Raw genomic sequence first — 2,628 nt, 5'->3', positions numbered from 1 at the left:
GGGTTTTCTGGTGAGCATCGCCTCGGCCTCGGCCGGGGGCTGCTTCGTCCTGCGCCGCGTCTTTGCGCTGACCCCGGCCTCCGCGATGCGCCCGCCCGCCCCGCCGGACTACAGCCGAACCGGGGGGCTGACCCGACGCCTCGACGCACGCCTGGACCAGCCCTGTCGCATGGTGCTGCGCCGCCTGCTCCGGCGTCCGGGGCGCATGATCGGCGCGGCGCTGGGGATCGCCTTCGGCATGGCGCTGTCCGTGGGCATGATCGCCATCCTGGGAAGTTTCGACACGACGGTATCCCTGACCTTCGACATCTTCGACCGCAGCGACGTGGCCGTCGTCTTCAACGACGCCGCCTCGGACCGGACGCTCCACGAGCTGCGCAGCCTGCCCGGCGTGATCGAGGCGGAGCCGGCGCGCAGCGTCCCCGTCATCCTGCGCCACGGGCTCCGCGAGCATCACGGGACGATCGACGGCCTGATCTCGCCCCAGCGCCTCAACCTCGCCCTCGACGCCGATCTGCGCCCCATCCCCCTGCGGCCGGGCGGGGTCGTCCTGGGGCGCACCCTCGCGAACACCCTGGGCGTGCGGGCGGGCGACGTCCTGGACGTGGAGGTGCGGACGGGGCGGAGGCCACGGCTCTCCCTCCCCGTCGTCGGCGTGGCCGGAACGGTGATGGGCGCCCCGGCCTTCATGGACCTGGACTCCCTGAACCGGGCGCTGCGGGAGCCGAACCGCGTCTCCGGGGCCTGGCTCCGGATCGACGCGGCGAAGGCATCCTCCATCTACCGGGCGCTCAAGCGGATGCCCTTCATAGCGGGCGTAAGGGTCAAAAGCGACTCCCGCGCGGCGTTTCGGCAGCAGATGGACAGCGGGCCCGGCTCCATGCGCTACCTCATCCTCGCGATCGCCGGCGTGGTCGCCTTCGGCGTGGTCTACAACGCCGCGAGCATCGCCTACGCCGAGCGCGCCCGGGACCTGGCGAGCTTGCGCGTCATGGGGTTCACCAGGGGAGAAACGGCCTTCGTCCTGCTGGGCGAGCTGGCGGTCGTCACCCTTGCGGCGCTGGTGGGGGGAACCCTTCTGGGCTACGGGGCCTTTTTCCTGTTTGCCGAGGCCTTCAGCATGGACCTCTACCAGATCCCGACCAACTTCACCTCGGCGAGCGCCGGAACCGGCGCCGCAGTGGTCCTGGGGTCCGCCGTCGTCTCAGGGTGGCTGGTGAAGCGGATCATGGACAAGGCGGACCTCGTCTCCATCATCAAGACGAGGGAGTAACGGACAAGGGAGCCGTTAGAAGATGCACAAAAAAATTTCAAGGAAGTTCTTCACCTTCGGCGCCGTCGCCCTGATCGCCGTCGCTCTGGCCTATGCCTTCCGTCCCCTCCCCCTGGAGGTTGAGATGGAGGAGGTGGCCCGGCGGCCCATGACCCTGACGGTGGATGAGGAGGGACGGACGCGGGTCCGCGACGCCTACACGGTGTCCACGCCGGTGAACGGTCGCCTGCTGCGGGTGGAGGTCCGGCCGGGTGACGCGGTCGCCGCGGGGAAGACCGTCGTGGCGAGGATGGTGCCGTCCGTGCCCACGCCCCTGGACGCCCGGGACGAGAACCGGGGCCGCGCCGACCTCGCCGCGGCGGAGGCGGCGCTGAAGCTCGCGCGGGCCGACCGGGAACGGGCCGTCGCCGATCGGGACCTGGCTCAAATGCAACTGCGCCGGATGCGCAGCCTGAGGGCTTCCGGAGCCGCCAGCCAGCTCCAGTTGGACCAGGCCGAGAGGGAGGCCCGAACCACCGCAGCGGCCCTGCACAACGCCGAGGCGGCGATCGCCGTTCGGGAGGCGGAGCGCAAGGGCGCCCTGTCGCGGCTGCGCCGCTTCGGCGACAGCGAAACGGCGCCCCAAACGACCGCAGCGGACGTCATCCCCATCTGCGCTCCCGCCGACGGCCGGGTGCTGCGCGTGATGCGGGAGAGCGAGGGTCCCCTGTCCGCCGGGACCCCTCTGATGGAGGTCGGGGACGTCGAGGGCGGGCTGGAGGTCGTCGTCGAGCTCCTGTCCTCGGAGGCCGTCCGCGTCACGTCGGGCGACCGGGTCGTCCTGTCGGGCTGGGGCGGGGACAGGCCCCTGAACGGCATCGTCGAGAAGGTCGAGCCCTTCGCGTTCACCAAGGTCTCCGCCCTGGGGGTCGAGGAACAGCGGGTGAACGTCGTCGTCCGGTTCACCGACCTGACGGAGTCCCTCGGAAGGCTGGGACACGGGTTCCGCGTCGAGGCCAGGATCGTCGTGTGGGAGGACCGGGACGCCCTCACCGTGCCCTCCGGCGCGCTCTTTCGCAACGACGGCAAGCAGGCCGTCTTCGTGGTCGAGGACGGCGTCGCGAGGCTTCGGACCGTCGAGACGGGGCGGGACAACGGCGTCGAGGCCCAGGTGCTGGAGGGGCTTCGGCCCGGTGAGCGGGTGATCCTCTACCCCGCGTCGGACCTGACCGACGGGGCGCGGGTCGTGGAGCGGGAAGCGGAGAGCTGATCGCGGCGGCCGGACGTCGCCCGATATCGAGGACGTGCTCCGAAGACACACCAATGGATGCCTATTGATACCGATTCGCGTTTAATACGGATTGCCTCCCCTGAAA

General features: G+C 70.6%; 2 protein-coding genes. Both read left to right on the top strand.

Annotated elements, in window-relative coordinates; all coding sequences use genetic code 11:
- On the top strand, window positions 1-1,273 hold a 1,273-nt coding region (locus tag SY1_RS02490), incomplete at its 5' end, for an ABC transporter permease (RefSeq protein ID WP_208872622.1).
- Window positions 1,274-1,295: 22 nt separating this feature from the next.
- Window positions 1,296-2,522 (top strand): efflux RND transporter periplasmic adaptor subunit, encoded by a 1,227-nt coding sequence (locus SY1_RS02485; RefSeq protein WP_015556068.1) that lies wholly within the window; start codon window positions 1,296-1,298, stop codon window positions 2,520-2,522.
- Window positions 2,523-2,628 lie beyond the last annotated feature (106 nt).

The sequence above is a fragment of the Fretibacterium fastidiosum genome (assembly GCF_000210715.1).
Taxonomy (GTDB): Bacteria; Synergistota; Synergistia; order Synergistales; family Aminobacteriaceae; genus Fretibacterium; species Fretibacterium fastidiosum.
This window is presented reverse-complemented; position numbering and strand designations above follow the sequence as displayed.

What these genes read in the sequence shown, in the direction of transcription:
- SY1_RS02485 (WP_015556068.1), top strand. Translation starts at nt 1,296, where the DNA reads ATGCACAAAAAAATTTCAAGGAAGTTCTTCACCTTCGGCGCCGTCGCC.